The following is a 25,660-nucleotide window of genomic DNA, read 5'->3' as shown; positions in this document are numbered from 1 at the left end:
GCTACAGCGTCCCGCGCCCATGCGCCCCGTACTGCTCCATGAGTTTGCCCCGGGTCGTCTCCAGCCGGTGCGCGAGGATCTCGGCCACGATCCGTATCAGCGACAGCCCGAGCGCCGGGTCCTCGTCGCACAGGGCGAGCACCGGTCGTGCCTCGAACTCGTAGGCACGGACGGGGCTGAAGGCGTCCGCGCCGAAGTCCCACCGGTACGGCGGAAACAGCCACGACCAGCCCAGCAGGTCGCCGGAGCCGAGGCTCGCGACGGTGACCCGCCGCAGCGACGTCACCTGCTGGACGAGCGAGACCGCGCCGGAGCGGATGACCCAGAAGCGGTCGGCGGTGCCGCCCGCGTCGAAGATCCGGGCGTCCTCCGGGAAGGACACCTCACGGGCGAGCGTCATCAGGCGCTGACGCTGGGGCGGGGGAAGCGCGGTCAGCAGTTTCGTCGCTTTGGTCATGGCCCGGAGCTCCTCGCCGACGATCGGTAGGGGTGCTTCCCCTTCCCATTTCAGCCGCTGCCGACGCCCCGGGCACCTCGGCGGGCCGCACTTTCCGCGCGGGGGTGGCGAGGGCATGGAAAAGCCCTGGCTGGACGGGGGAGGCCAGCCAGGGCAGAAAAGGGTGGTGCGCGGAGGAGGAGTGGCTTCGACCCCGCTCACCAGGTATGAATGAACCGTAAACCATTCACGGAGATTTCGTGCACCGAAAACCCGGTCGAGTGACCTGTTTCACTCCTCAGGTGGTTTCCCGCGCGACGACCCTGATCGTCCGCAGCTCCGGATCCGACGGATCGGGGAGGTTCATGCCCGCCGCCAGGCCGGTGCCCAGATAGCGGAGCACGGGCTCGGTGAGCCGTTCGCCGGGCAGGACGGCCGGGATGCCCGGCGGGTACGGCGTGATCATCTCGGCGGCGATCCGTCCGGCGGCCCGGTCCAGTGCCACGGTCTCGGCGGGCCCGAAGAACGCGTCCCGGGGCAGCATCCCCTGTGCCATGCGCAGTTCGGCGGGGGCGGGCACCTCGACCGGCGGTGCCGGGGCCAGCTCGGGCGCCGCGTGCGCGAGGTCCTTGAGGGCCGCGAGCAGTTCGCCGGTCGTCCCGCGGTCGTCGCCGTGGGTCAACTGCGCCCCTATGCGCCGGTGATCGGACAGGTGCATGTCCACGGCCTGGTGCTCACGCAGCCAGTCCGCGGCCTGGAAACCGGAGATCCCGAGCCCCTGGACGTCGATCACCACGGGCAGCGGATCGAAGTCGTCGGCGAGCCCCGGGCCGCAGAAGTCCTCCCGGCCCTCCACGTGCATCCCGTCGATCTCCTCGATCGCGGACCGCACCTCGCTCGCCAGACCGAGAGCCGCGCCCATCAGCTCCTCGCCGTGCAGCGCCATCTGCCGGCGCCAGCCGTCCAGTCCGGCGTACAGCAGCACCGAGGGACTCGTCGTGCCCAGCAGGTCGGCACGCATGTTCAGCAGCTCGGGGGCGACGAGCCCGCCCTGGAGATGGAACACCGAACCCTGCTCCAGGCCGCTGCCCATCTTGTGGATGCTGGTCACGCAGATGTCGGCGCCCGCGTCCATCGCCCAGGACGGCAGGTCCGGATGGAACGGCAGATGCGCTCCCCAGGCCTCGTCCACGACGAGCGGCGCCGACCGGCGATGGCACACGTCGGCGATCGCCCGCAGGTCGGCGCAGGCGCCGTACGGGGTGGGGCTGGTGACCAGGGCGCCCTTCGCGTCGGGATGGCGGTCGAAGGCCTTCTCGAACTCCTCGGCCGACGGCGGATGCGCCAGCCGCCGCTCGGCGTCCCAGCGCGGTTCGACCCACACCGGCTCGATGCCGGACAGGATCAGTCCCGACACCACCGACTTGTGGGCGTCCCGCCCGATCAGCAGCTTCTCGTGCGGCCCCGCCACGGACAGCATGGCGGCCTTGACGGACAGGGAGCTCCCGCAGGTCGAGAAGAACGTGTGCTCGGCGTGGACGGCGTCCGCCATCAACTCCTCGGCCCGCTCCAGCACCCGGCCCCGGGTGAGCCGGTCGTCGAGTCCGCCCGACGCCAGCACATCGCCGAGGAAGACCGCGTCGCCCAGCACCGCCCGCACTTCGGGATCGGCGCCCCGGGCCTGCTTGTGGCCCGGTGGGGTGAACGACAGCCGGCCCTGGCGGCGGTAGTCGACGAGGGCTTCCAGAACGGGTGCTCGCGTGTGATCGGCGGCCATGCGTTGCGGGTTCCCGCGAGGGCCGGTGCCATTCGCGCCGCGCCCCCCGGTCAGCGCGGCGCGGTGCCCCGACCGGGCGTCACGATCTCGTCCAGCACCCTGAGCACGGCCTCGTAGGCGAGCCCCCGGCTCCGGGCGTCGCGCGCCTCCTCCGTGCGTTCGGTGTCCGCCCGGGCGAGGTCCGCGCTCCGGGCCCGCCAGGACAGCAACTCCTCGTGTGCACAGGCCCTCGCCCGCTGGATGCGCCGCAGCAGTTCGTCCGAGTCCACCACATCGGTCATTCCGTTCGCGTACCCGGATCCGGCCGGACGAATGCTCCCCGTCCGGGAGGTTTGACCGCCGCCGGGACGGCCAGCCGAAAGAGGAGACGACGCACGCTCCGGTGGACCAGAGCGCCGGGTGCGCAACGGGTGCCGAACCACCGCGTAGCCGGGGCCGGCCGATCGACGCTTCAGCACCGCTCGGCACACAGGCCTCAGCCGTCAGACCAGTCGGGACCAGCCAGGGGAGCGAAGGGATGCGTACGAACGACTCGACCGACCGCGGGACGACGCGGGACGGCGTCCACGGGGACGGAGGGTACGAGGAGTGCCGCCCCGCCGACGTGCGCAGTGCCGTACGGCGGGCGGTGAACGGACGCCGCGGGGCCGTCGGCTGTCCCTACGACGAGGACGGACTCTCGGACGCGCTGCTCGTGGCATCGGAGCTGACGTCCAACGCCATCCTGCACGGGGGCGGTGTCACCGGATTCGACGTCGCCATGGACGGGCCGGCCGTACGGGTCTCCGTCAGTGACCGCAGCGACCGGCTGCCGGTCACCGCGGACCCGCTCGACGAACAGGGCCGGCAACGCTCCGGCGGCCGGGGCTGGCCGATCGTCTGCCGGCTGGCCCGCAATGTCAGGGTGGCCTGTCTGCCCTCAGGCGGTAAGCGCATCACCGCCGACGTGCCCGTTTTCTGACCCGGCGTCGGCCGGTCCGGGGCGGCGAGCACGAACCTGTGAACGCCTTTCGCACAGACGGAGTTTGTTCCTCCGGGGGCAGGGCAGGCGGAGTCTCGTGCTTCGGACCGGAGGCGCGCCGACGGGAGCGAGTTGTCCGCTCCGGGGCGCCTCGCGCGTGCCGGACGGCAGCAATCTTCCGTCGTCAGTCCCTGACTCCACCGTTCAGGAGAGCGATACTGCATGCCTATCGACATGTCGACAAGCCGTCCTTCCGCATCCACCCCCGCCACCGCGCAGTTGCGACGAACCCACGCCGACGCGCCCGACACCATGGCCCGGTTCGCCCGGCTGGTGACCCTCGAGGAAGGTCCTGAGCGGGACGCCGTGCGCGACGAGCTGGTCACCGCCTGGCTTCCCATGGCCCACCGCATCGCCGGCCGCTTCCGCGACCGCGGTGAGGCGATCGAGGACCTGCGGCAGGTCGCGGCGCTGGGCCTGGTCAAGGCCGTAGACCGTTTCGACCCCGAGCGCGGGGCGTTCGAGAGCTATGCCGTGCCCACCATCACCGGGGAGATCAAGCGGCACTTCCGCGACCGGATGTGGGCGCTGCGCGTGCCCCGCCGGGTGCAGGAACTGCGCAACAAGGTGCGCGTCGCCCGCCGCGAGCTCACCCAGAATCCCGGAGCGGCCGAGCCCTCGGTGGCCGAGATCGCCACCCACACCGGACTCACCGAGGACGAGGTGAACGCCGGCCTGGAGGCCCTGGAGAGCTTCAGCACCCTCTCACTGGACGCCGAGACCTCGAGCGGTGACGACGGCTACAGCCTCGCCGACAGCCTGGGCGACTCCGACTCCTCCTTCGACGTCGTGGTCGACCGCGAGTCGGCGAAGGAGGGCCTGCGCCGGCTGCCCGAACGCGAGCGCGCCATCCTCTACATGCGGTTTTTCGAGGACATGACACAGAGCAGGATCGCCGACCGGCTGGGCATCTCCCAGATGCACGTGTCCCGGCTCATCAGCCGCAGCTGTGAGCGGGTGCGCCAGGACGCCCTGCGCTGACGGAGCGACCTTCACCCCTTGCGAACGGAGGAGAACAGACCGATGCTCATGCCGCATCCCGCCGTCCTGCGCAGACTCGTCGACGAGTACGAGGCGCTGACCCGCACCGGAGCCACCGAGGCGCAGGCCCAGGCCCAGGCGCGTGATCTCGCCTACACGCTGTGCGTGTCCACCGGCACCCGCGATGTCAGGCACGCCCTGGAGACGGCCCACCAGTGGCTCGAAGCGGCGACGGCGGCCGACGCCGTGCCAGGGCCGACGGCCGGCAGCGAACCCCACGTGTGCGCCTGACGGCGAGCGGCGGCGGGGCGGACGGGCGCGATCCCGTCCGCCCCGCCGCTCGTCTGCGCGGGGAGCGGGGACGGGGCGCGGGACCCAGGACAGCGGCGCGGCGCGGGGCGGCGCCGCACGTGTGTACCTCGAGAGTCGGGGCATGCGGATCCCGCTGACAACGGGGCCACATCGGGGAGGGTGACATGAACACGAGTGCTCTGGCACGCAACGGCAGGGCCGGCGTGGAGCGGGCGGCGCGGGGATCGGTGACCAAGGGCGCCGCCAAGGCCGGCTTCACCGCGCGGGGTGTGATCTACCTGCTGGTCGGACTGCTGGCGCTCCAGATCGCCTTCGGCGACGGAAGCCAGCAGGCGGACCGCCAGGGCGCCCTGGAGGAGATATCCCAGAAGCCCTTCGGCGCCGTGGTGTTGTGGGCGCTGGGGATCGGCCTGGTCGGCATGGCGCTGTGGCGGCTGTCCGAGGTCGTCTTCGGCAGCGTCGGCGAAGACGGGCGCAGCGCCAAGAAGCGGCTGCTCGCGCTCGCCCGGTGCGTCTTCTACTCCTTCGTCGCCTACTCCGTGCTGGCCTTCGCCACCGGATCGGGCAGCGGAGGTTCCGGCGACGAGCAGTCCCGGGACGTCACCGCGCGGGCGCTCGAACTCCCGGCCGGCCAGTGGATCGTCGGCGCGGGAGGCGCGGGGATCATCGTCGCGGGCGTGTGGATCGGCGCCCGCGCCGTCATGCGGTCCTACCACAAGAAGCTGCGTCTGGGCGAGATGTCCCCGCGCGTGCGGCGGCTGGTGGACGTCACCGGGGTGGGCGGCGGTGCCGCCCGCGGCCTGGTGTTCGCCGCCGCCGGAGGCTTCGCCGTACGGGCCGCCGTCGAGTACCAGCCGGACGAGGCCAAGGGGCTGGACGACACACTGCGCTCCTTCGCCGGCACCCCCGCCGGGCCCGGCCTGCTGGCCTGCGTCGCCGCCGGACTCATGCTCTTCGGACTGTTCTCGTTCGCCATGGCTCGCTGGCGCAAGGTCTGACGTCCGGCTGCGTGGGAACACGGACGAGATGAACGAATCAGAGTTCCCGCGCGACGGACGGCCCGTGGACATGTACCTCGACCTCCTGCGCGTCCGCATGGACAGCGAGGACTACCAGCTGCTGCTGAAGGTCGTCGCGCCCGCGCTGCGCGCACTCGAGGAGCAGCGTCCCGAGAGCCTCGACTTCGCCCTCGACCCGGAGGACACCCAACAGCTGCCCCAGGAGATCCGTGACGAGGCCGCCCTCGTCATCGCCACCGCCGTCACCGGACGGCTGGACAACCAGCTGGTGGAGATAGACGTCGACGGCACCGGCCCGGTCCGGGTGGTCACCGACGCGGGCACCGCGTCCGACCCCTCCCGCCTCGCCGAGATCGCCGGCTGCATCCGCCAGCGCCACCAGGACACCGAGGAGCTGCGGGGCATCGCCGCCGCCAGCGACATGTCCACGGACTTCTGACCGTGGGCGCTCCCGTCGTCACTTCGGTGGCGGCGCCACCGGCACCTCCAGCGGCCGGGCCAGGCCCACCACCGCCTCGTCCAGGCGCTGGAGGTGCCGCAGCACACGGTCGGTCACCCGGCCGTAGCGCGGTGTCCCCGGCCCGCCGGGCGCCAGCAGGGAGGCGATGCTCGGCCCGGTCAGCACCTCGGCCGTGGTCCGCTCGCCCGCCACGCGCGCGGAGATCGCCCCGATGTTGTGCAGGATCCGCTGCCCGGCGCGGCGCAGCCCTGGGTCCGCCACGATCGACCGCTGCGTCGGCAGCAGCTCGGCCATCGCCGCCAGGGTCCGCGCGTGGTACGCGCAGGTCTTGAGCAGCGCGACGACGTATTGCGCCGTGTTCCGCCGCGTGCGCAACGGCGTGACCGGGTGCGTCAGGGGCTGCGTGGCCGCCCGAAGGTCGGCCAGTGCCTGGTCCAGATCGCGGGCCCGGTCCAGCAGATCGGCCGGGGGACCGCCGCTCAACTGCTCCACGGCCGCCTCGGTGACATCGCTCAGCCGCTCCAGCACGGTCGTCAGCAGCTCGTTCGTCCGCCGGTCCGTGTGCACCGGCAGCACCAGCGCCGCCGCGACGATGCCGCAGGCCGCCCCCAGCGCGGTCTCCTCCACCCGCAGCACCAGCACGGACATGCTGTAGGTGTGCAGCAGGGTGTACAGCACACCCAGCGCGGCCGTCACGAAGAACGACATCAGCGTGTACGACAGCGGTGCCGTGTAGAACATCGCGAACACGCACAGCAGCACCACCGCGAACGCCGTCACCGTGTGGTGCCCGACCACCCCCGCCAGCAGGATGCCCGCGACCACGCCGAGCACGGTGCCGAGCAGCCGCCGGGAGCCCTTGACCAGGATCTCCCCGGTGGAGGCGGTGTTGATGAAGACGATCCAGCAGGTCAGTACCGCCCAGTACCAGCGGTGCGAGGAGAGCAGCTCACCGCCGACGATGGCCAGCGACGAGCCGACGGCGACCTGGACCGCGGCCCTGGTCGTCGGCCGCCGCAACCCCGTCTCCTTCCCGGCCGCGCCCGTGTCGTCGTCGTCCGCCTCGGTGCCGCCGATCGCGGCGTCCTCCGCGTCCAGCTCCTCGCGGGAGCGTGCCGTCTCGGGGCTGTCCTCGGACTCGTCCTGCGGCCCGTCGAGGGCGACCCGCAGCCCCAGCACCGCCCGCGCCGCCTCACCGATCCCGCGGAAGACGTCCTGGACGGCGGGCGACGCCTTCGGCAGGTTCTCCTCGTCCCGGTACCCGAGCAGCCGGTTGCGGACGTGCGCGGTGGCCGCGCCCTCCGCGACCGGGATCCGGACCAGCAGCCGCAGCGCCGCCAGATCACGGCGCAGGGCGGCGAGGCCCTCGTCCCGGACCGGGAGATGGCCGCCCTCCGGCAGCGGCGCGCCCGGCAGGTGCAGGGTCAGCGTGTCGGCCCGTTCGGCGCTGCGAGCGGTCAGCAGGAGCAGCCCGAGCCGCTCGGCGGCGATCTCGGCGTCGGCGATCCGGCGCTGCACCAGCCGGGCCGTCGCCTCGTCCGGCGTGCCCTCGTCCAGCCGGCTCTGGATCAGCATCGCCGTCTCGTGCAGCCGGGCGGTGCCCTCGCGGACATGGGCCAGCGCCTTCTCCACGTCGTCCGGACCGGCGTCGAGGAGTTCGAGCTGGGCGGCCAGCAGCTGCGCGAGCCGCGCCCGGAAGGCGCTGCGCAGCCGCTCGAGGATGCCGGTCGGCGTCTGCGGCACCAGCACGAAGCGCGCCACCGCACTGCACACGAAGGCGACGGCCAGCACCCCGCAGAACCCCGGCAGGCTCGATCTCGTGACCCCGACGAACAGGGACAGGAAGTAGACCTGGAAGCCGACGAGACCGAGCGCCGTGCCCCGGTCGCCGAACCGGCGGCCGTAGACGGCACAGAAGATCAGCGCCACGAAGAAGACGTCGCCGGCCACCGTGCGGGAGCTGAGCAGCGCCGCCAGCGACATCGAGGCGAACGCCACCGGCAGGCCGAGCGCCAGCGTGACGGCCTGCCGGTCGCGCTGCTTCTCCCGGATCGCGAACGTGGCGACCATCGAGGCGATGGCCCCCGCCACCAGGTGCGAGACGTCCGCGCCCAGCAGCGAGAGCACGGCCAGCGTGAGACTGATCGCACCGACCGTGCGCAGCCCGGCCGCCAGCCGCAGCAGGCCGGGATCGGACGCCGCGATCCGATCCCGCCACCGTGCACCGAACGACCGTGCCGCCGCCCTCACGCCGCCGTACTCTCTTCCACGTCCGGGACTCAGGCGCTCTCCGACCCGGTCCCCTCGATCTGCGCCCGCACCTGCTCGGGCGTCAGATAGCTGTCCGTGTACTCGAAGTCCTTCAGCCTCGCCGCCCGGCGCGCCTGGAAGCCGGTGCGCACGAAATCGTCGCCCGCCAGCGCGTTGAGCGTCCAGTTCGTCAGGACCCGAGCCTTGGCGACGCCCGTGCGCAGCGCCGACCAGTGGTAGCCGCGGGCCACCGCCTGGGCGGGCAGCCCCCGCAGCTCGATGCCGAGCGGCTTGGAGACGGCGTCGGTGCCGCCGAGGTCGACGACCAGACCGAGGTCCTTGTGCACGTACGGCCGCATCTCCCGGCCCCGCAGCGCTGCGATCACGTTGTCGGCGACGACCTTGCCCTGCCGCATCGCGTGCTGCGCGGTCGGCGGGCAGACCGCCCCCTCCTCGCCCTTGGCCTCGTCGGGCACCGCGGCGGCGTCCCCGAGCGCGAACACCCCGTCGTTGCCGGGCAGGTTCATCTCCGCCGTGACGGCGAGCCGCCCGCGGACCGTCTCCGCGCCGAGGGTCGCGATCAGCGGGCTCGCGACCACTCCCGCCGTCCAGATCAGGGTCCGGGTCGGGATCACCCGCCCGTCGGTGAAGGTGACCTCCTCCGGGCCCGCCTTGGCGATGGACACGCCCAGCGAGATGTCGATGCCCCGCTTGCGCAGCACGTCCTGCGCACTGCGGCCCAGCTTGTCGCCGAGTTCCGGCATCAGCTTCGGCGCGATGTCGATCAGATGCCACTTGATCAGGCTCGGGTCCAGGTTCGGATAGCGCTTGACCGCGTTGTGGGTCAGGAGCTGGAGGCAGGCCGCGGTCTCGGTGCCGGCGTAGCCGCCGCCGACGACCACGAACTGAAGCCGCGACCTCCGCTCGGCGGGGTCGTTGCTGGCGTCGGCGAGGTCGAGCTGGCTGATGACGTGGTCGCGGATGTACGCGGCCTCGGCGAGGGTCTTCATCCCGAAGGCGTGCTCGGTCAGCCCCGGGATGTCGAAGGTGCGGGTCACGCTGCCCGGGGCGAGCACGATGTAGTCGTAGGGCTCGTTGACGATCTCGTCGGTGATGGTCCGGATGACGCAGACCTTCGACTTGAGGTCCACGCCGATGGCACCGCCCGGAATGATCCGGGTGCGGTACTTCTTGCTGCGTCGCAGCGAAACGGCGATCGACTGGGGCGTCAGCACCCCTGAGGCGACCTGTGGCAGCAGCGGCAGATAGAGCTGGTAGGCGAACGGCGTCACCAGAGTGACGTCGGCCTCCGCGTCGGAGAGCGCGCGTTCCAGACGTCGAACGCACCCCACTCCCGCGAAGCCCGCGCCCACCACCAGGATCCTGGGTCGTGTCACGATGTCCATCCCTTTCTGCGGCTCCAGGCGGTCTGCCCCGACGTCATGCGCGTGCCCCGCCCGCGGGCGTATCGCACCTCGATCGATCCCACCCCGCCCCGACGGGTTCCGCCAGCCGGGCGAGGCATGCAGACGAACGTTTCTCCTGAGGTCACCGACGTACCCCCCGAAGGGCCTGTGTACGCCCGTTGCCTTCGGGTAGGCCGACGTACATGACAATCGCCGAGGCCGGAGGATAGTGGCGGTGTGGTGCGCGGACAGCGCCGACGACGGCCGGTGGGAGAGTCGTCGGACACAGGCCGGGCAACTCGCCGAGTCGGTGGAGAGCCTGGTGGCCTGCTGGCTCCTGGCAGCCGAGGAGGCCAGACCCCGGCTGCCCGCCCGGCAGTTGCTGGCCCTGCGCACGGTACGGAACCGTCCCGAACTCAATCTGACGGCCCTGGCCGAGCACCTGGGCGTCGGTCTGCCCACCGCGAGCCGCCTGTGCGACCGGCTCGAGGCCGCCGGACTGCTGGAACGGAGATTGCAGCCCAGCGACCGGCGCGAGGTGCAGCTCGTGGTGACCGTCTACGGAGAGCGCCTCCTCACGGATGTCGCCGAGCGCCGTGTGCGGCGTCTCGCCTCGGTCTTCGAGGCGATGACCCCTGCCCAGCGCACCGCGCTGGAACACGGGCTCGCGGGATTCCACCGGGCGCACACGACGGGTCGGGGCTCCGGGGAGCCGGCGGACGGCTGAACGGGACTCAGGCCCCGCCCCGGGAGCCGCCGCCGACGGTCACGCCGGCCTCGCTGCCTATGTGGCACAGCAGCAGGCAGACGTCGTCGTCCCGCTCGGAGTCGCTCAGCATCGGCTCCAGGATGCGCTCCGCAGAGCCGTCCAGGTCCGTGTCCAGCTCCTCGGTGGCGAACGCGCCGAGCGCCGCCGACAGCCGCTCGATGCCCGGGTCTATGCCCTGGGCCCGCCGCTCGACCAGCCCGTCGGTGTACAGCGCCAGCGTGGACCCCGGCTCCAGCGGCACGGTGTGGTCGGCGATCTCCTGGTGCAGCGGGATGCCGAGCATCGCCCCCGGCTTGGCGTCCAGGGCGCGCACCCGCCCGTCCGGGCCGCGCAGCACGGGCGGCGGATGGCCCGCCGCCGCCCACGTCAGCACCGGCTCGCCGGGCTGGAAGCGGGCGATCACGGCGGTCGCGTACAGGTCGGGCTGGAGATGGTGCAGGAACGTGTGCAGCCGGGTCAGCAGCTCGCCCGGGCTGCCGCCGTCCACGGCGTAGGCGCGCAGCGCGGTGCGCAGCTGGCTCATCATCACCGCCGCGTGCAGCCCGTGCCCCGTCACGTCGCCGATGACGGTGATCAGGCTGCCGTCGGGCTGCCGGAACGCGTCGTACCAGTCGCCGCCGATGTTCAGCCCGTACGTCGCCGGCAGGTACCGGGCCGCCAGCCGCAGGCCCGCGGTGGTCGGCAGATCGGTCAGCAGGGCCCGCTGGAGGGTCTCGGCGATGTCCCGGTTGTGCTCGAAGCGGCGGGCGTTGTCGAGCGCGCCGCCGGCCCGCCGGGTGAGCTCCACGAGCATGACGGCGTCGTCCGGGTTCCAGCGCTCGCCGGGCGCGGTCAGTGTCACGACGCCCAGGGGCCCGCTGCGGGTCGGCAGCGGCACACAGAGCAGCGACCGGCCGGGATGCAGCGCCGACGGCGGCTGGTCGTCCACGCCGGGCAGACCGCCGGGCTGCGCGGACGCGTACTGCGGCCGGCCGGTGCGGGCGGCGATCACGGCGGCCGCCGGACGCGGCACGGACGCCGTCCGCTCGCCCTCGGCGTCGAAGAGCCAGACGTCGGCCGTGCGGGCGTACTCGGGCACCAGCAGCTCGGGCAGCAGACGGGCGATCTCCTCGTGGTTGAGGGAGGCCGTCAGGGTGGCGCTGGCGTCGGCGAGGAACGTCAGCCTGCGCCGGGCTGTCTCCGCCTCCCGGCGCGCGGCGCGCTCCGCCGCGAAGGCCTCGCGCTGTGCCCGTCCGGCGGCGTCGAGTTCGGCGTGCAGGGCCAGCACGCCCTGGTTGGTCTGGTGCAGTTCCTCCCGGTGGAAGGTGACGAGCTCCTCCTGCTCGGCCAGCCGCTCCAGCACCACGGCGGTGTCCTCGTCGGCGCCGAGCAGGGCCTCCGACAGGGCGGCCGGGTCACCGGCCACGGCGTCGCAGCCGGGGCCCGCGGTCGGCTCCGGGCAGGGCGCCGTGACGGACCACGGCCGCTCGCCGTCGACGGAGTGGGGAGAGACCTCGACCCGCAGCGAGTCCCCGGCCACCGTGAGGACGAACCGCCAGGTGCCGCCCTTGGTCAGACACCTGCGCAGCCGCGCGCTGAGGGCGACGGCCAGCCGGGTGCGTTCCAGCGGCGGCACCCCGTAGGCGGCGGCCACCCGCGCGGTGGTGATCCGCGCGCGGGCCGCGTCGCTGACGGTGCTGATCGGCAAGGTCTGGTTCATGGGCCATCCGGCGGCGTGGGGGACAGGACGGCCACGGCGGTGTCGTCACGCACCGGGCGGGCGGAGCTGCCGGCGTCGCGGACCGTGACGGCGGCGGTGACGGCGGGGTCGCAGGACAGCAGGCGGGGGTCGGCCGGCGGCGCCCAGCGGCTGGGCAGGCCGTCGCTGTGCAGGACGAGCAGACGGTCGGGGGCCCAGACCGCCTCGGTCTCGGGCAGGGTCATGGGCCGGCGCGTGCCGACTATGCCGGGCCGGGACAGCAGATGGCGCCAGGAGCCGCCCTCGCGCAGCCGCGCCCCCACGTTGCCGACGCCGGCGAACCGCAGCCGCCCGGTCCGCAGGTCGAGCTGGGCCACCGCGACCGCCGCGCCCCTCGTGTCGCGCAGCGCGTCGTCGAGCAGGCGCAGCAGTTCGCCCGGCGGCAGGTGGGGCGAGCGCCGCACCTCGTGGACCGCCGCGGTCGAGGCACATGCGGCCTCGGGTCCGTGGCCCAGCCCGTCGGCCAGCATCAGGGTGAGCCGGTCGCCCGCGCGGGCGCAGGTCCAGGCGTCCCCGGAGCACGCGGAGCCGCGGAAGGGGATGTTGACGCCACCGGCCCGCGCGGCGAACGGGGCGGACACGGAGGAGGCGGAGGAGGCCGAGGGGGCCGAAGACACCGAGGGGGCCGAAGAGGCGGAGGAGGACGAAGAGACGGAGGAAACGTCCTCCGGCGCGTCGGTCCCGGGCTGCGCGGGGGCCGGCTCCCGGCGGGCGCGCCCGCGGCCGCGGACGCGGGCCGCACCGCCGATCCGGGCCAGTGCGACCGTGCCGCGGCCGGGGAGGCTGTGCAGGTCGAAGTCGTCGGAGAGCCGTCGGCAGGTGCCCAGGCCGGCTCCCAGCGAGCCCGCCGTGGAGAACCCGTCGCCCAGCGCGGCGGGGACGTCGGACATGCCCGGCCCGTGGTCGATCGCGGCGACCTGGACCAGCGGGCCCCCCGCCCGTCCGCTCGGCGGGGCGACCGCCTCCACCAGGAGCTGTCCACCGCGCGCGTGCTTGAGCAGGTTCGTCGCCAGCTCGGTCGCCACCAGGGCGGCGTCGGCGCTGCGCGACCGGTCGAGTCCCGCCAGCGCCGCCGCCTCCTCCGCGGCCACCCGCGCGTCGCGCACCCGTGTCGAGTCCTGCACGGGGACGTCCCACACCCGTGTCATCGCGGCTCCTCACGCTGCCGCGGCGAGCGCACCGCCCAGGAGGTCACCGTGACCGTGGTGCCGACGCCGGGCGTGCTGTCGAGGGAGAAGTCGTGCACGAGACGACGCGCGCCGCCCAGGCCGAGCCCCAGTCCGCCGCCGGAGGTGTAGCCGTCGCTGAGCGCCCGCTCCGGATCGGCGATGCCCGGCCCCCGGTCCGAGAACGTCAGCCGCAGCCCCTGGGCCCGGCCGTCGCGCACGTGTTCCGCCGCCATCTCACCGCCACCGCCGTACACCAGGGTGTTGCGGGCCAGTTCGCTGGCCGCGGTGACCAGCTTGGTCTGGTCCACCAGACCGAAGCCGAGCGCCGCGGCGGCCCGGCGCACGTGCTGGCGCACCCACACCAGGTCCAGGTCCGAGCGGATCGGCATGCGGGCCTCGACGCCCGCGACCGTCCCGCTCACCGAGGCTCCCGGCGCGGCCCGCCCGGTGACGCCGTGGCGAGCATTCCGAGGGCCGCCTCGGTGCTGAGCGCGGTCCGCAGTCCCGGCAGCGAGAGCCCCAGCTCCACCAGGGTGATCGCCACCGCGGGGCGCATGCCGGCCACCACGGTCTGCGCGGCCAGCAGCCGTGAGCTCGCCGCGATCTCGGCGAGGACCCGCCCCAGGAAGGAGTCGACGATCTCCACCCCGGAGATGTCGATGACCACGCCGGTCACCGGACTGCGGACGATCTGCTCGGCGATGTCCCGCTGGAGCTGCTCCGCCGTACCGTCGTGCAGGTCGCCCTGGAGGGTGATCAGCAGGACGTCGCCGAGCCGGAGCACCGGCACGTGCGCGCTCGAGAGGGAGAGGTCGTGGTTCACCGGGGACCCGCACCGCCGGGCGCCGCGATCACGATGTCGGCACCCAGCCGCTTCAGGGCGTAGGCCAGGGCGTCGGCGAGGCTGGACCGGGTGACCACCGTGCCCAGGTCCAGCCCGAGGTGCACGATGGTCTGCGCGATGGCGGGCCGGATGCCGGAGACGACACACTCCGCGCCCATCAGCCGGACGGCGGCGACGGTCTTCATCAGGTGCTGTGCCACCAGCGAGTCGACCATCGGCACGCCCGTGATGTCCAGGATCGCGAAGCGGGCCTGCTGGTCGACGACCGACTCCAGCAGGGTCTCCATCACCACCTGGCTGCGGGCGCTGTCGAGCGTCCCGATGAGCGGTACGGCGACGATGCCGTCCCACAGCCGGATGACGGGCGTGGTCGCCTCCATCAGCTCCAGCTGCTGGCGGTCGATGAGGGCCTGGCCCTCGCTCAGCGAGGTCTCCAGGACCACCAGCCGCAGGGTGCCCATGAGCACGGTCAGCAGGGTCGTGCACTCCCTGAGGTGCTCCGGCGTGGCCTCGGGCAGATCGGCGGCCAGCAGGGTCACGGCCGGCGGGCGCAGGCCGTCCACCTCGGTGGAGACCTGACCGGAGGTGAGCCCGAAGCGGGCGCGGGAGGCGACCATCCCGGTCAGCTGCTCCCGCACGGCGGTGAACCCGGCCGCGTCGGTGTCGGCCACGCGGCCGGTCTCGGCCACCTGGGCGAGCGCGTCGACGAGGACCCGGCCCGCCTCCACCGCCTCGTCCCGCGAGACGGTGAACACCGTGCGGAAGAGGGGTTCGTCGGCCCAGCGCTGGGCGATCTGCTCACGGCGGCGGTGCAGGAACCTTCCGACGTCGCTCGCCGGTGTGGTCTGCTCTGCGGCCGTTTCGTGCTCCGGCACGTGGTTGTCTCCTTGTCCTGATCGGCTTGACTGGCGCCACCGCGGGCCCGCCGGAGGCGGTCGGTGGGCGGCGCGCTATGACACGGGCCGTCTCCCGAACCAGTCGAGGCACACGACCAAGGCGTCGTCGTCCGGCTCGGGTCTTCCCCGGTGGCCGGTCAGCCCGCGCAGCACCGCCGCCGGGACGTCCGCCGCCGGCAGCAGGGAGGCGTTGCCGACCGCCCTCGCCAGACCGTTCTCGCCGAACGACTCGCCGCTCGGCGCCGCGACGCCGTGGACGCCGTCGCTGACGAACAGCAGCCGGTCGCCGGGCAGCAGGGTGAACTCCTGGGCGACGTACTCGGTCTCCTCGAACATGCCCAGCGGCAGCTGTGCGTCGAGGTCCACGAGGGACAGCTCCCGGTCGCGCAGGAGCAGCAGTCGGGGTGAGCCCGCGTCGACGACCCGCATCCGTCCCGTGGCCAGCTCGATGTCCACCAGCAGCACCGACAGATGCGCCTCGCCCCGGTAGTGGGCGTACAGCGCCTGGTCGGCCAGGGCCGCCTGGTCCTCGATCGGGACCCCGGCGCGGCGCGCGTTGCGCAGCGCGTTGACGCCGAGGCTGGTGAGCAGGGAGGCCTCGATGCCCTCGCCCATCCCGTTGGTGACGTAGACCATGAGACGGTCGGCGGACGCCTCCCAGTCGAAGTTGTCGCCGAAGATGGCGTAGGCGGGTTCGAGCTGGGCACCCAGTGCGTATTCCTCCCGGGCGCACGAGCGGGCCGGGAGGAGCTGCCACTGCATCTCCGCGGCCAGTGTCAGCCGTTCCCGGCGGCGGGCCCGGGCGTACAGGTCGGTGTCGCGTTCGGCGACCACCACCTCGTGGCCCAGGAGCTGCGCGAGTTCGGTGAGTTCGTCGAGCGACTCCCGGGTCCCGGCGGGCAGGGTGAGGGACAGCACGCCCAGCCGGTCGCCCCGCACGGTCACCGGCAGATGTGCCCGCACCCGGCCGTCGGCCGGTTCCTCGACGTACGGCTGCTGCGAGCCGAAGGCCCGTCCGGGCGCGCTGCCCTGCACGGGCGCGGGCTTCGTGCCGCTGGGGGCGGGCGGCACGGGCAGCAGGACCGTCAGCCCGTAGTCGGCGAGCCGCAGTTCGACGTCCTCCGCCGCGTACCGGGTGCGCAGCACCTGGCTCAGGGCGTCGGGCAGCTGGTGCGGGGGAGCGGAGCGCAGGGCGCGTCCGGCGGCGACGAGTCTGTTCACGTGGTCGTTCACCGTGCTCTCCGAGATGCCGTGGAATCGAGCCCGTGGCGCCCTTTGCGGCGGGGGTGGGCTGACAGCCGTCGAGAAGCCTGCGAGAGTGTCACCGTGATATCCCCCTCCTCGCGTCCGCAGCCGTTCCAAGTGGCGCGTGTGACCTCAGAGGCGGCGGAGCTCCTGGAAGTCCTCTGGGGCCGTGCCTCGACGGCGCCGGTCTCCGCCTCCCAGTTGCGCGTGCTGTTCATCCTGGAGCACCAGGAGGGCATCAACCTGCGTACCCTCGCCGAACTCCTCGGGTCCACACCGCCGTCCACGAGCCGGCTGTGCGACCGCCTCCAGGCCGTCGGCTTCGTCGAGCGCAGGGTCGCCGCCGAGAGCCGCCGGGAGGTGGAGCTCTTCCTGAGCCGTCGCGGGAGCGTCTTCCTCGCCGACCTCAGATCACGCCGTGAGGCCGCGCTGGAGAAGGTGCTGGAGCAGATGCCCGCGGTGCAGCGCGCCGCGCTGCTGAGAGGGCTGGAGGCGTTCTGTTCGGCCGCTGCCGAGCAGATCCACGACGCGGACGTCAGCGACGCCCGTACCGCCTGACGGTGTCCCCGGGTGACCGGGTTCGCCCACAGGCACATCCGACTTCCCTCCCGCATCACTGTCCCGCTCACTCTGTTGCCTCAGGTACATAGTTGTCAAACGACAAGTATTGGACGGCGGTCGGCCCTTCCCGTGCGGATTCCGCTGCCTGCCGGACGGTCCCGGTCAGTCCCGCGGGCCCTCCGGGAGCTGCTGCCGGTCGACCAGTGCCAGAGCGTCCTCGGCCGTCTCGGATATCGGCACCGTGATGCTCACGCCGGTGAGCTCCAGCACCCTGCGCACGGCAGGCGTGGGGGCGATCACGTGCACACTCCCCGGGAGCCCCCGGACCTCCTGGTACACCCGCAGGATGATGTTCATACCGGACGAGTCCATGAACGGAACCGCCGAGAGATCAAGGAGGAAGTGCCGTCGGCCGTGATGCAGCTGGTTGGCCAGATGAGCCTGGAGATCGGTCGCCGTGTCGAGGTCGAGATGCCCCTCGACCGTGACCAGGGCGACGTCCTCGCGAGGCAGGCTGACCTCGACGGACAGGGGATTCTGGGCAATGGACACACGTACCTCCGAGAGCTGACGGTCGGGAGCGTCTACCCGGGCGGGCGACTTCGATGCGTCGCGACGGCGGACGAGGACGGGCGGGAGCCCGCACGGGACGTTCCTCATGGTGCGTGTGTCCTGCCCTTCCGCCTGCGGATCCCCGACCTGGTGTCGCGCACAGGCGAATACCCCCGAAGTTCCTCACCATGCACACACGACCGCAGTTCCGGAGGAACCCGCTCACGCGCGCGGACCACCGCGCCGCGGCCTTCCTCCGGCCCGACCCGCCGGACAGGCCCTAGCGCAGCCGGATGCCGACGATGCAGGTGTCGTCGTCCGTGTCCGACCTGCTGTACGTGAGCAGCCGGTCCAGTTGCTGGTCCAGCGTCGTCGGCACCGTGCGCGCCTGCACCAGCAGCTGGGTCAGCGACTCCTCCACGGACCGGTCGCGCCGCTCGATCAGACCGTCCGTGTACATCAGCAGGGTGTCGTCGGCCGCCAGCTGGACCTCCTCCTCCTCGTACACCGTCTCCGGCAGCGCGCCCAGCAGCATTCCCCGCAGCAGGGGCAGCGGCGCCGCCTGGGCGTCCCGCACCAGCACCGGCGGCAGATGCCCCGCCCTCGCCCAGCGCAGGGTGTGCCGCGAGGGGTCGTACAGACCGCACACGGCCGTGGCCGTGATCGAACCCGTCAGGTGATGGGCGACGATGTTCAGCCAGGACAGCAGCTGACCGGGCCCCGCCCCGGTCACCGCCAGTCCGCGCAGCGCGTTGCGCAGCACCACCATGCTGGTCGCCGCCTCGATGCCGTGCCCGGCCACGTCGCCCACGCACAGCATCACCAGCCCGGAGGGCAGCACGACCGCGTCGTACCAGTCACCGCCCACCAGGTGCTCCTCCTCGGCCGGCCGGTAGCGGACCGCCACCTGGAGCCCCGGGGCCTCCAGGGGCGCCCTGGTGGGCGGCATGATGGCGTGCTGGAGCTGAAGGGCCAGCCGGCTGCGCTCACTGGCGTGCTGCTCGCTCTGCGCGAGCTGGTCGCGGGTGGCGGCGAGCGCCACCTCCGTCCAGTGCTGCGAGGAGATGTCCTGGTAGGCCCCGCGCACGGCGACCAGCCGCTCGTCGGTGTCGAGCACCGGCTCGGCGACGATCCGCATGTGCCGGGTCACCCCGTCCGGCCGCTGGAGCCGGAAGACGGCGGACGCCGGACGCCGCCGGTGCAGCAGCGTGCGCAGCAGCCGGCCGACGACGACCGCGTCATCGGGATGGGTGTACGCCGCCAGGTCCTCCAACGGAACCGGCGGGCTGGACTCGGGCCGCCCGTACAGGGTGAACAGCTGCCCGTTCCAGGTGGTCTCGCCGGTGAGCAGGTCCTCCTCGAAACCGCCGATGCGGCCGAGACGCTGCGCGTTCTGCAACAGGCTGGCCAGCCGGGCCGTCTCGTCCTCGATCCGCCAGATCAGCAGCACACAGCTGCCGTGCCGGCTGATGCTGACGTCCGCGACCGCGGCCAGCGGCACCTCGCCGACGAGCGCGGTCAGACTCATCCGGCGCGCCCGGAACGGCTCGCCGGTGGCGTGCACCCGCTCGATGCGCTGGAACAAATCACCGCCTCCGGCGGCCATCGGATAGGCCTCGAGCAGCAGGGCCCCGTTGACCACCGCGCGGGGCCGGCCCGCCGGATCGAGAAAGCGGTCGTTGACGTGCTGGATACGGAAGTCCACCAGCTTGCCCGTCGTGTCGACGTGCGGCACCAGGACCAGGGCCGGGTCGTGCAGCCCGTCCGTCAGGTCCATCAGCTCGGCCGTGTCCGGCAGGACGACCGGCTGCTGGTCGGGGCCCCGGACGTGCGCGTACGTCTGGAGCGTGTGGGCACACAGGTCGGCCAGCGCCTCGACCTGGCGCACCACCTGGGGAGGCTGCCGGTCCAGCGGGGCCGGCCAGGCGATCTCCAGGATGCCGTCCACCCGTCCGGCGGCGCCCGCGGGCACGGCCGCCCGGCCGCCGTCCGGGTGCAGATGGCGGCCGATGGTGGGCAGCCCGGTCCGGGCCAGCGACTCGAACCACTGGGTCGCCCCCTCGGTGAGACCGCGGCGGGCCACCGTCGCCACGTCCGGCGGCACATAGCGCCAGCGCTCGGCCTCGCCGGGGGAGAACCCGGCGCTCCCGGCGAGGGTCAGCGAACCGTCGGAGCCCGCCGCCCAGATCGCCACGGCGACCGCGCCCAGCGGACCCAGCGCGTGCTGGAGCAACGAGTCGGCGACGGCCTGGGTGTCGTGCGCCGCCGCCAGCGCCCCGCTCTCGGCGGTCCGCAACCGCACGGCCGCCGACTGCTCCCCGGGCTCCTCCGGCCTTCCGACGGCCGCCAGGAAGGCCTCCGTCACCTCGGACACACGGTCCTTGGCCGCCTGGTTGATGACGTCCACCGCGAATTCCAGCGGACTGAGACCGGCCTGGCCCGCCAGCACGGACAACTGCTGCGCCGCCTCGCTCGGACCACAGCCCAGGCGCTCCACCAGGATGCCCTTGGCGAGTTCGACGAGGGCGCGCCCGTCGGCCTCCGCCTGCGCCTCCATGACCTTCCGGCGCAGCCGGTCCACGGTGGCGGCGAGCCGCCCCACGGGCGAGGACGCGGGCGCGCCCGCCGGCTCCGGCGGACTCCCGCCCGCATCGGGTCCGGGCCGCTCTCCGGCCGGTTCGGGCAGTGCCCGGCCCTCGCCGGGTTTGGTGGGCTGTGCGGGAATGCTCACGGTGTGCGGACTCCTCGGCTGGACGCCTGGGGGTGTGGGCGGGGCGAACGTCCTCAGACGGTCAGCCAGCGTCGGACGCAGGACATGAGGTGATGGGTGTCGACGGGCTTGGTGACATAGTCGCTGGCCCCCGAGGCGAGGCTCTTCTCCCGGTCCCCGGGCATGGCCTTCGCCGTCACCGCGACGATGGGCAGGTCGGCGTACTCGGGCATGCGGCGGATCTCGGCCGTGGCGGTGTACCCGTCCATCTCGGGCATCATCACGTCCATCAGCACCAGCGCGATGTCCGGGTTGTTGCGCAGCGTCTCGATGCCCTCGCGCCCGTTCTCGGCGTGCAGGACACGGATGCCGTGCAGCTCCAGGATCCCGCTGAGCGCGAACAGGTTGCGCGCGTCGTCGTCCACGACCAGGACCGTGCGGCCCACGACGGCGTCGTCCGGGAGGTGCGGCGCCATGTGCTGGGCCTCGTCCGCGCGGACCAGGGCGAGGACGTCGCCCGGCTGCTCGGCGGACAGATGCAGCGTGATGCGCTCGCGCAGCTCGTCCAGGCTGGACAGGAACTCCATCGGCTTGCCGGCCGCCCGGGACTGGAGACTCTCCTCCTGGGCGAGATCCGCGCGGTGCCCGCTGTGCACGAGCACCGGAACGCCCGTCAGCACCGAGTCGTCGTGCAGGGCCTCCAGGAAGCGGGACGCCTCCGCGTCGGGCATGCCCAGCTCCAGGACGACGCAGTGGCAGGGCTCGGCGGCCAGCGCGCCCGCCGCCTCGTGCGCCCCGACGGCGGTGACGATGTCGACCGGCGCGGCCGGCGCCCCGTCCTCGCGGCCGCGCGCCATGTCCGCCACGACGCTCTCGGCGACCAGCGTCAGCAGGCCGCGGGGCCGCTCCTCCACCACCAGCAGGCGACGCGGACGCCGTGCGGCCGCGGCCGCGGTGACCACGGGCGTGCCGGGGGAGTCCAGGGGGATCGCGGCGGCCGGGCCGTCGAGGGCGCGCTCCGCCGGCCCGCCGTCGACGACCTCCTGGAAGTCCCGTCGCGCGACCGGCAGGTAGAGCGTGAAGGTGCTGCCCCGGCCCGGTGTGCTGTCCACGGTGACCGCGCCGCCGAGCAGATGCGCGATCTCGCGGGTGATGGACAGCCCGAGACCCGTGCCGCCGTACTTGCGGCTGGTCGTGCCGTCCGCCTGCTGGAAGGCGCCGAAGATGGTCTCCAGCTGCTGCTCCGGAATGCCGATGCCGGTGTCCTTCACCCGGAACGCCACCACGGTGCCGCCGCGGACCACGCCGCTCGGCACCTCCGCGTCGGAGGCCGGCTCGATGTGCAGTTCGACACTGCCCCGCTCGGTGAACTTCACCGCGTTGGACAGCAGGTTGCGCAGCACCTGGCGCAGCCGGGAGTCGTCGGTGAGCAGGTCGGCGGGGGCCCCGGTGGCCGTGCGCACCGTGAACTCGAGGCTCTTCTGCGTCGTCATGGGGCGGAAGGTCGCCTCGACGTACTCGATGAGCTGACGCAACGACACCTGCTCCGGCGAGACGTCCATCTTGCCGGCCTCGACCTTCGACAGGTCCAGGATGTCGTTGATCAGCTGGAGCAGGTCCGAGCCCGCCGAGTGGATGATGCCCGCGTACTCCACCTGCTTCGGCGTGAGGTTGCGCGAGGGGTTCTGGGCCAGCAACTGGGCCAGGATGAGCAGGCTGTTGAGCGGGGTGCGCAGCTCGTGGCTCATGTTCGCCAGGAACTCGGACTTGTACTTCGACGCAAGGGACAACTGCTGCGCCCGCGCCTCCAGTTCCTGCCGGGCCTGCTCGATCTGGAGGTTCTTCGCCTCGATGTCGCGGTTCTGCGCCGCCAGCAGGGAGGCCTTCTCCTCCAGTTCGGCGTTGGAGTGCTGGAGTTCCTCCTGCTGGGACTGGAGTTCGGCGGACCGGGCCTGGAGTTCGGCGGTCAGCCGCTGGGACTCGTCGAGCAGCTCGTCCGTGCGGGCGTTCGCCACGATGGTGTTGACGTTGACGCCGATGGTCACCCGCAGCTGCTCCAGGAAGTCCCGGTGGATCTGGGTGAACGCGGCGACCGACGCCAGTTCGATGACGCCGAGCACCTGCCCCTCGAAGACGATGGGCAGCAGGACCAGGGCGCTCGGCTCCACCTGGCCGAGCCCCGACGAGACGGTGACGTAACCGGCCGGCAGCTCGTCGACGATGATGGTGCGGCGGCTGCGCGCGGCCTGGCCGACCAGCGAGCGGCCGAACGGGATCCGGGTGGGACGGTCGTCGTCGGCGGGGTAGCCGTAGGCGCCCACGAGCCGCAGCTCCGGGCCGCTCTCGCCGTCCTCGGCGAGGTGGAAGGCGCCGAACTGGGCCGACACCAGCGGCACCAGCTCGTCCATGATCAGCTCGGCGACCACGGGGAGGTCGCGGTGGCCCTGCATGAGGCCGGAGATCCGCGCCAGGTTGGTCTTGAGCCAGTCCTGCTCCTGGTTGGCCCGGGTGGTCTCGCGCAGGGACTCCACCATCGAGTTGATGTTGTCCTTGAGCTCGGCGACCTCGCCGGAGGCGACCACGGTGATCGACCGGGTCAGATCGCCCTCCGCGACGGCGCTGGTGACCCCCGCGATCGCGCGCACCTGCCGGGTCAGGTTCCCGGCCAGCTCGTTGACGTTCTCCGTGAGGCGCTTCCAGGTGCCCGAGACGCCCTCCACCTCGGCCTGGCCGCCGAGGCGTCCTTCGGTGCCGACCTCGCGGGCGACGCGGGTGACCTCGTCGGCGAAGGCGGAGAGCTGGTCGACCATCGTGTTGATGGTCGTCTTGAGTTCGAGGATCTCGCCGCGGGCGTCCACGTCGATCTTCTTCGACAGGTCGCCGCGGGCCACCGCCGTGGTCACCAGCGCGATGTTGCGGACCTGGCCGGTGAGGTTGTTGGCCATCGAGTTGACGTTGTCGGTGAGGTCCTTCCAGGTGCCGGCCACGTTCGGCACCTGCGCCTGGCCGCCGAGCCGTCCTTCGGTGCCCACCTCGCGGGCCACCCGGGTCACCTCGTCGGCGAAGGCGGACAGCGTGTCCACCATCGTGTTGATGACGTCCGCCAGCGCGGCGACCTCGCCCTTGGCCTCGACGGTGATCTTCTGCGAGAGGTCGCCGCGGGCCACGGCGGTGGCGACCTGGGCGATGGAGCGCACCTGGCCCGTCAGGTTCGACGCCATGACGTTGACGTTGTCGGTGAGGTCCTTCCAGGTGCCCGAGACCCCGCGCACCGTGGCCTGGCCGCCCAGGTTGCCCGCCGTGCCGACCTCGCGGGCGACGCGGGTGACCTCGTCGGCGAAGGCGGAGAGCTGGTCGACCATCGTGTTGATGGTGTTCTTGAGTTCGAGGATCTCGCCGCGGGCGTCGACGGTGATCTTCTGGGAGAGGTCGCCCTTGGCCACCGCGGTCGCCACCTGGGCGACGTTGCGGACCTGGTTGGTGAGGTTCCCGGCCATGAAGTTCACCGAGTCGGTGAGGTCCCGCCAGGTGCCCTTGACCCCCTTGACGTCGGCCTGGCCGCCGAGGCGTCCTTCGGTGCCGACCTCGCGGGCGACGCGGGTGACCTCGTCGGCGAAGGCGGAGAGCTGGTCGACCATCGTGTTGATGGTGTTCTTGAGTTCGAGGATCTCGCCGCGGGCGTCGACGGTGATCTTCTGGGAGAGGTCGCCCTTGGCCACCGCCGTCGTCACCTGGGCGACGTTGCGGACCTGGTTGGTGAGGTTCCCGGCCATGAAGTTGACCGAATCGGTGAGGTCCCGCCACACCCCGGCGACACCGGGCACCTGCGCCTGGCCGCCGAGGCGTCCTTCGGTGCCGACCTCGCGGGCGACGCGGGTGACCTCGTCGGCGAAGGCGGACAGCTGGTCGACCATCGTGTTGACGGTCTCCTTCAGCTGAAGGATCTCGCCCCGCGCCGGCACGTCGATCTTCTGCGAGAGGTCGCCCTTGGCCACCGCGGTCGCCACCTGGGCGATGTCGCGCACCTGGGTCGTCAGGTTGCCCGCCATGGCGTTCACGGAGTCCGTCAGGTCGGCCCAGGTCCCGGAGACGCCGGGCACCTCGGCCTGGCCGCCCAGGGTGCCCTCGGTGCCCACCTCGCGGGCCACCCGGGTCACCTCGGAGGTGAAGACGGACAACTGGTCGACCATGCCGTTGAAGACGGTGGCGATGTCACCCAGCAGACCTTCCCCGTCCGGGGGCAGCCGGGTACCGAAGTCCCCGTCCCGGACAGCCGTGAGACCGGCCAGGAGCTGCCTGAGCTCGTGATCGCCGGGAACCACGTCCGGGGACTCGGTCGCGTTGCTGGTCATGCCTACCCTCGTTCCGTGGATTCCCGCAGTTCACGAATGTGCGCGATGGGAGAAAGACGCAGAAGGCTAACCCACGGGAGCGCGGTGCAACAAAGCCTCCCCGTACTTCGCGCACACAAGAATTCCAGAGGACCATCACCACGCATACACGCGGGGAAGCGGGGTATGCGCATGCCTCTGCCCGGGACGGCACAAGCCGTCCCGGGCAAGGTCGTGGTCTGCCGGGGTCAGGCGATCTCGGCCCCCAGCAGCCCGGTGCGCAGCCGCTGCACCATGCGGCTGATCAGCCGTGACACATGCATCTGGGAGATGCCGAGCTCCTTGCCGATCTCCGCCTGCGTCCGCTCCTCCACGAACCGCATGTGGATGATCCGCCGCTCCCGCTCGTCGAGCTCGGCGATCAGCGGCGCCAACGAGTGGAAGTCCTCCACCAGCTCCAGCGCCGGCTCCTCGGCACCGAGGAAGTCGGCCAGCACGGACTCGCCGTCCGCGCCGCCGTCGGAGGTCAGGGCCGCGTCGAGGGAGGCGGAGGTGTAGCCGTTGGAGGCCTTGCGCGCCTCGACGACCTCCTCCTCCGACAGCGACATCAGCTGCGACAGCTCCCGCGTGGTGGGCATCCGGCCCAGCCGCGTCTGCAACTCCTCCGTGGCCTTGGCCAGTTCGACCCGCGCCTCCTGGAGCCGGCGCGGCACATGCACGGCCCAGCTCGTGTCCCGGAAGAAGCGCTTGATCTCGCCGACGATGTACGGAATGGCGAACGACGTGAACTCGACCTCGCGGGTCAGCTCGAACCGGTCGATGGCCTTGATCAGACCGATCGTGCCGACCTGGACGATGTCCTCCATCGAGTCGCCCCGGCCGCGGAAGCGGGAGGCCGCGTACCGCACCAGCGAGAGGTTCATCTCGATCAGGGTGTTGCGTACGTACTGGTACTCGTGGGTGCCCTCCTCCACGACGGCGAGCCGGTCGAAGAAGCGGCGCGAGAGCTCGCGCGCGTCCTTCGGGCTCACCTGGGTGGGCATCTCGATGAGCGGAACCCCTCCACGCGGGCTCTCCGTGCCCGCCCGCACTGCCGTGGCCGTTGTTGCGTGTGCCGTCACGGCATTCATGCCGCTCACTCCGTTCGTCGGGCCGGTCGATGACGGAGTGCGTCTGCCCCGGG

The 25,660-nt window shown here is 72.4% G+C and carries 22 protein-coding genes; 7 read left to right on the top strand and 15 right to left on the bottom strand.

Features of this window, described 5'->3' with window-relative positions; translation table 11 throughout:
* Nucleotide 1: 1 nt before the first annotated feature.
* The 3 genes from AOQ37_RS19955 to AOQ37_RS19945 all read right to left on the bottom strand — a co-directional run bounded on the left by AOQ37_RS19955 (nucleotide 2) and on the right by AOQ37_RS19945 (nucleotide 2,494).
* Nucleotides 2-457, bottom strand: coding sequence for a cyclic nucleotide-binding domain-containing protein (locus tag AOQ37_RS19955; protein WP_062645919.1), 456 nt, complete (start codon nucleotides 455-457; stop codon nucleotides 2-4).
* Nucleotides 458-734: 277 nt separating this feature from the next.
* Nucleotides 735-2,213, bottom strand: a complete 1,479-nt coding sequence (locus tag AOQ37_RS19950) for an aminotransferase class I/II-fold pyridoxal phosphate-dependent enzyme (protein ID WP_062645918.1) — start codon at nucleotides 2,211-2,213, stop codon at nucleotides 735-737.
* Between the two features lie 50 nt (nucleotides 2,214-2,263).
* A complete protein-coding gene (locus AOQ37_RS19945; RefSeq protein WP_062645917.1) occupies nucleotides 2,264-2,494 on the bottom strand; it encodes a hypothetical protein in 231 nt (76 codons plus the stop codon).
* Between the two features lie 236 nt (nucleotides 2,495-2,730).
* Between AOQ37_RS19945 and AOQ37_RS19940 the strand changes: the two genes are divergently transcribed.
* From AOQ37_RS19940 to AOQ37_RS19920, 5 genes are all read left to right on the top strand, one after another.
* Complete coding sequence (locus tag AOQ37_RS19940) at nucleotides 2,731-3,174, top strand: ATP-binding protein (RefSeq protein ID WP_062645916.1); 444 nt, start codon at nucleotides 2,731-2,733, stop codon at nucleotides 3,172-3,174.
* Between the two features lie 222 nt (nucleotides 3,175-3,396).
* Entirely contained in the window at nucleotides 3,397-4,215 is an 819-nt protein-coding gene (locus AOQ37_RS19935; protein WP_062645915.1) for a SigB/SigF/SigG family RNA polymerase sigma factor, read from the top strand.
* Nucleotides 4,216-4,257: 42 nt separating this feature from the next.
* Nucleotides 4,258-4,506: a DUF5133 domain-containing protein gene (locus AOQ37_RS19930; RefSeq protein ID WP_062645914.1), complete on the top strand. Its 249-nt coding sequence runs from the start codon at nucleotides 4,258-4,260 to the stop codon at nucleotides 4,504-4,506.
* 185 nt (nucleotides 4,507-4,691) lie between these two features.
* The gene (locus AOQ37_RS19925; RefSeq protein ID WP_062645913.1) at nucleotides 4,692-5,525 is read left to right on the top strand and encodes a DUF1206 domain-containing protein; all 834 of its coding nucleotides are present in this window, start codon (nucleotides 4,692-4,694) and stop codon (nucleotides 5,523-5,525) included.
* Between the two features lie 28 nt (nucleotides 5,526-5,553).
* A complete protein-coding gene (locus AOQ37_RS19920; RefSeq protein ID WP_062645912.1) occupies nucleotides 5,554-5,985 on the top strand; it encodes a hypothetical protein in 432 nt (143 codons plus the stop codon).
* An 18-nt stretch (nucleotides 5,986-6,003) separates the two neighbouring features.
* On the opposite strand, the gene AOQ37_RS19915 is transcribed toward AOQ37_RS19920, so the two are convergent.
* Both AOQ37_RS19915 and AOQ37_RS19910 read right to left on the bottom strand, forming a co-directional pair.
* Nucleotides 6,004-8,256: an FUSC family protein gene (locus tag AOQ37_RS19915; protein ID WP_062645911.1), complete on the bottom strand. Its 2,253-nt coding sequence runs from the start codon at nucleotides 8,254-8,256 to the stop codon at nucleotides 6,004-6,006.
* A gap of 29 nt (nucleotides 8,257-8,285) precedes the next feature.
* A complete protein-coding gene (locus AOQ37_RS19910) occupies nucleotides 8,286-9,662 on the bottom strand; it encodes an NAD(P)/FAD-dependent oxidoreductase (protein ID WP_062645910.1) in 1,377 nt (458 codons plus the stop codon).
* A 235-nt stretch (nucleotides 9,663-9,897) separates the two neighbouring features.
* Here AOQ37_RS19910 and AOQ37_RS19905 point away from each other — a divergent pair, with 235 nt between their 5' ends.
* Entirely contained in the window at nucleotides 9,898-10,389 is a 492-nt protein-coding gene (locus tag AOQ37_RS19905; protein WP_062645909.1) for a MarR family winged helix-turn-helix transcriptional regulator, read from the top strand.
* A gap of 7 nt (nucleotides 10,390-10,396) precedes the next feature.
* Here the strand turns inward: AOQ37_RS19905 and AOQ37_RS19900 are convergent, their stop codons facing one another.
* From AOQ37_RS19900 to AOQ37_RS19875, 6 genes are all read right to left on the bottom strand, one after another.
* Nucleotides 10,397-12,130: a PP2C family protein-serine/threonine phosphatase gene (locus AOQ37_RS19900; protein ID WP_062645908.1), complete on the bottom strand. Its 1,734-nt coding sequence runs from the start codon at nucleotides 12,128-12,130 to the stop codon at nucleotides 10,397-10,399.
* Entirely contained in the window at nucleotides 12,127-13,317 is a 1,191-nt protein-coding gene (locus tag AOQ37_RS19895; protein WP_062645907.1) for an ATP-binding SpoIIE family protein phosphatase, read from the bottom strand. The genes AOQ37_RS19900 and AOQ37_RS19895 overlap by 4 nt, the downstream gene beginning before the upstream one ends.
* Nucleotides 13,314-13,727, bottom strand: a complete 414-nt coding sequence (locus AOQ37_RS19890) for an anti-sigma regulatory factor (RefSeq protein ID WP_062646078.1) — start codon at nucleotides 13,725-13,727, stop codon at nucleotides 13,314-13,316. Before AOQ37_RS19890 ends, AOQ37_RS19895 begins: the two co-directional genes overlap by 4 nt.
* A 29-nt stretch (nucleotides 13,728-13,756) precedes the next feature.
* Nucleotides 13,757-14,161, bottom strand: coding sequence for an STAS domain-containing protein (locus AOQ37_RS19885; RefSeq protein WP_062645906.1), 405 nt, complete (start codon nucleotides 14,159-14,161; stop codon nucleotides 13,757-13,759).
* On the bottom strand, nucleotides 14,158-15,057 hold the full coding sequence (locus tag AOQ37_RS19880; protein WP_062645905.1) for an STAS domain-containing protein: 900 nt from the start codon (nucleotides 15,055-15,057) through the stop codon (nucleotides 14,158-14,160). Before AOQ37_RS19880 ends, AOQ37_RS19885 begins: the two co-directional genes overlap by 4 nt.
* A 75-nt stretch (nucleotides 15,058-15,132) precedes the next feature.
* Nucleotides 15,133-16,311 carry a PP2C family protein-serine/threonine phosphatase gene (locus tag AOQ37_RS19875; protein ID WP_078890272.1) on the bottom strand — a complete coding sequence of 393 codons (1,179 nt, stop codon included), beginning with the start codon at nucleotides 16,309-16,311 and terminating at the stop codon, nucleotides 15,133-15,135.
* Nucleotides 16,312-16,449: 138 nt separating this feature from the next.
* Between AOQ37_RS19875 and AOQ37_RS19870 the strand changes: the two genes are divergently transcribed.
* Nucleotides 16,450-16,881: a MarR family winged helix-turn-helix transcriptional regulator gene (locus tag AOQ37_RS19870; RefSeq protein WP_062646076.1), complete on the top strand. Its 432-nt coding sequence runs from the start codon at nucleotides 16,450-16,452 to the stop codon at nucleotides 16,879-16,881.
* A gap of 165 nt (nucleotides 16,882-17,046) precedes the next feature.
* Here the strand turns inward: AOQ37_RS19870 and AOQ37_RS19865 are convergent, their stop codons facing one another.
* The 4 genes from AOQ37_RS19865 to AOQ37_RS19850 all read right to left on the bottom strand — a co-directional run bounded on the left by AOQ37_RS19865 (nucleotide 17,047) and on the right by AOQ37_RS19850 (nucleotide 25,607).
* Nucleotides 17,047-17,436 (bottom strand): STAS domain-containing protein, encoded by a 390-nt coding sequence (locus tag AOQ37_RS19865; protein WP_062645904.1) that lies wholly within the window; start codon nucleotides 17,434-17,436, stop codon nucleotides 17,047-17,049.
* Nucleotides 17,437-17,716: 280 nt separating this feature from the next.
* Nucleotides 17,717-20,167: a SpoIIE family protein phosphatase gene (locus AOQ37_RS19860; RefSeq protein WP_107085244.1), complete on the bottom strand. Its 2,451-nt coding sequence runs from the start codon at nucleotides 20,165-20,167 to the stop codon at nucleotides 17,717-17,719.
* A gap of 53 nt (nucleotides 20,168-20,220) precedes the next feature.
* Nucleotides 20,221-24,498 carry a HAMP domain-containing hybrid sensor histidine kinase/response regulator gene (locus AOQ37_RS19855; protein WP_062645903.1) on the bottom strand — a complete coding sequence of 1,426 codons (4,278 nt, stop codon included), beginning with the start codon at nucleotides 24,496-24,498 and terminating at the stop codon, nucleotides 20,221-20,223.
* A 227-nt stretch (nucleotides 24,499-24,725) separates the two neighbouring features.
* Nucleotides 24,726-25,607 carry an RNA polymerase sigma factor SigF gene (locus tag AOQ37_RS19850; RefSeq protein ID WP_374701518.1) on the bottom strand — a complete coding sequence of 294 codons (882 nt, stop codon included), beginning with the start codon at nucleotides 25,605-25,607 and terminating at the stop codon, nucleotides 24,726-24,728.
* Nucleotides 25,608-25,660 lie beyond the last annotated feature (53 nt).

Origin of the sequence: Streptomyces maremycinicus (assembly GCF_001184025.1) — a bacterium.
Classification (GTDB): Bacteria; Actinomycetota; Actinomycetes; order Streptomycetales; family Streptomycetaceae; genus Streptomyces; species Streptomyces maremycinicus.
The sequence above is the reverse complement of the archived record's forward strand: the minus strand, read 5'-3'. Positions and strand labels throughout refer to the sequence as shown.